Annotated in this window: 2 protein-coding genes; both read right to left on the bottom strand. The window is 59.3% G+C overall.

Annotated elements, in window-relative coordinates:
* Positions 1-51: 51 nt before the first annotated feature.
* Positions 52-945 carry an IS21-like element ISRel5 family helper ATPase IstB gene (gene istB / locus I3J13_RS25510; RefSeq protein ID WP_152850240.1) on the bottom strand — a complete coding sequence of 298 codons (894 nt, stop codon included), beginning with the start codon at positions 943-945 and terminating at the stop codon, positions 52-54.
* Entirely contained in the window at positions 942-2,447 is a 1,506-nt protein-coding gene (gene istA, locus I3J13_RS25515; protein WP_420867956.1) for an IS21 family transposase, read from the bottom strand. The genes istB and istA overlap by 4 nt, the downstream gene beginning before the upstream one ends.
* Positions 2,448-2,626 lie beyond the last annotated feature (179 nt).

Below are 2,626 nucleotides of genomic sequence, written 5' to 3' on the forward strand. Positions count from 1 at the left end.
GTATAGCGCGGCGATCAGGATGAGACGCTGGCGACAATCTGGATGAGATTCTTAGGTCGCGGTCGGGCTCAAGTTATCATGCTGATTGTCGCTGACAAGTTCTTCGTCGTTTTCTGATTGTCGCTCCGCGACAGCTAGCGCTGAGGTTCTGATTGTCGCGAAGGACGCGGGGCGGCCTCGCTGACGCTTTTCCTCGAGCGCAGTTCTGCGGCGATAGCTTTCGACGTTCATCTCGAAGATCGTGGCATGGTGCACGAGCCGGTCGACTGCGGCGAGTGTCATGGCGGGATCGGGAAAGACCCGATTCCACTCTCCAAACGGCTGATTGGCGGTGATCAGGATCGACCTGTGCTCGTATCGGGCCGAGATGAGCTCGAAGAGCACACTTGTCTCCGCCTGGTCCTTGGTGACGTAGGCGAGGTCATCGAGGATGAGCAGGTCATATTTGTTGAGTTTATCGATGGCTGATTCAAGCTGGAGTTCTCGGCGGGCAACCTGAAGCTTCTGCACAAGATCGGTGGTTCGGGTGAACAGGACCCGCCATCCGTTCTCAATCAGCGCGAGACCGATAGCAGCAGCAAGATGGCTCTTTCCTCCGCCGGGCGGCCCGAACATGAGGATGTTCGCTCCCTTGGCTAGCCAACTGTCGCCGGCGGTAATTGCCATGACCTGCGCCTTCGAGATCATGGGTACAGCGTCAAAAGCGAAGCTGTCCAAGGTCTTTCCGGGCGGCAAATGCGCTTCGGCGAGGTGCCGTTCAATCCTGCGATTGGCACGCTCTGCCAGCTCGTGCTCGGCAATAGCCGACAGGAAGCGAGCTGCTGGCCATCCTTCTCGGTCTGCCTGCTCGGCAAATTGCGGCCACAGCGTTTTAATTGTCGGCAACCGAAGTTCGTTGAGCATGATACCGAGCCGTGCTTCATCGATGACGTGTGCGTTCTTCATGCGGCTTCTCCCGTCCCGATCAGGGCCTCATAACCGTTAAGCGATGCGAGCTGCACATGAACGGTCGGCAGCTTGGCTGGATCCGGGCCGAAGAGCGTTCGCATGGCGACCAGATCCGGTAAATCGCCGGCGTCCAGGGTCCTGGCCAATTCCTCCGCAAGTTCGCGCTCGCAACCGCGGTCATGGGCCAGCGCCAGAAGTTCGACGGTGATCTTGCACGCCTGCTTGTCGGGAAGATTCTCGATGAGAGCTTCAAATGCCCTGCGATATTCTTCCCGCGGAAAGAGCTTGTCACGATAAACGAGGCCGCGGAGTGCCATCGGCTTTTTACGCAGGGAATGGATGACGTGGTGGTAGTTGACGACCTGGTCGTGTCGCCCGTCAGCGTGGCCACGTCCCCGGCGCAACGTCATCAGATGCGTGCCGCCAACGAAGACATCCAGCCGATCGTCGAACAGGCGAACTCGTAACCTGTGGCCGATCAGGCGGGATGGCACGGTGTAGAAGACCTTGCGCAAGGTGAAGCCGCCCGTCCGGGACACCGTAACGACAATCTCTTCGAAGTCCGTGGTCCGGCGCTCTGGCAGCGCCTGCAGATGGGATCGCTCTGCATCAATGCGCCTGCCATGGGCAGCGTTGCGACGGCTGACGATCTCGGCGACAAAGGCGCGATAAGAACTGAGGTTGTCGAAGTCCTTGGTCCCCCGCATCAGCAGGGCATCATGAACAGCGTTCTTGAGATGGCCATGGGAGCTTTCGATCGAGCCGTTCTCATGCGCGACGCCTTTGTTGTTACGCGTCGGCGTCATTCGATAATGGGAGCAAAGCTGATCGTATCGGCGGGTGAGATCGACCCTGGCATCGGCGTCGAGGTTGCGGAATGCCGCCGACAGGCTGTCGCTGCGATGATAAAGCGGCGTACCACCCACGGACCACAGCGCATTTTGAAGTCCTTCGGCCAGCGCGACGAAGCTTTCCCCGCCGAGAATGACATGGGCGTGTTCGAAACCCGACCAGACAAGCCGGAAGTGATAGAACAGGTGATCAAGCGGCTGGCCGACGATCGTTACACCAAGGCCGCTGGCGTCGGTAAAATCCGAAAGGCCCAGTCGGCCTGGCTCGTGCGTCTGGCGGAAGATGACCTCCTGCGCTTCGCCATTGACAGCACGCCACGACCGGATGCGTCGTTCAAGCGTGCGGCGGATACCTTCAGAGAGTTCTGGATGTCGGCGCAGCATCTCATTGTAGACGGCGACGGCACGGATGCCGGGAGCGGCCTTCAGGAGCGGGATGACTTCTGTCTCGAATATCGGTTCCAGGGGATCAGGGCGGCGGCGTCCGCGTGGCGCTTTGCTCTGAGATGGCAGTTGTACCTCCTTGTCGAGGCGGTATGCCGTGGCTCGGCTGATCGACGCTTTTGCCGCGGCGACCTCTACGGAATGCGTTTGTCGGTACTTCATGAAGAGTCTCATCTGATGATCGGTTACATGGCGACCCGGCACAAACTGGTTCTCCAATCCAGAAAACCGCAAATGTACCGGACCGACCGCGATCATGAGACGCCTAAAATCTGCGCCGCGCCGGGATATGACTACAATCGGGCTACGCCCTCACTCCGTCACACCCCGGCGCGAGTCTCATCCTGATTGACGCTGAATCTCACCTTGATTGCCGCTATGCA

The sequence above is a fragment of the Agrobacterium leguminum genome, assembly GCF_015704895.1.
GTDB lineage: Bacteria > Pseudomonadota > Alphaproteobacteria > Rhizobiales > Rhizobiaceae > Agrobacterium > Agrobacterium leguminum.

Excerpts from the sequence above, each read along its gene's own strand:
- istB (WP_152850240.1), bottom strand. The coding sequence starts at position 945 with ATGAAGAACGCACACGTCATCGATGAAGCACGGCTCGGTATCATGCTC.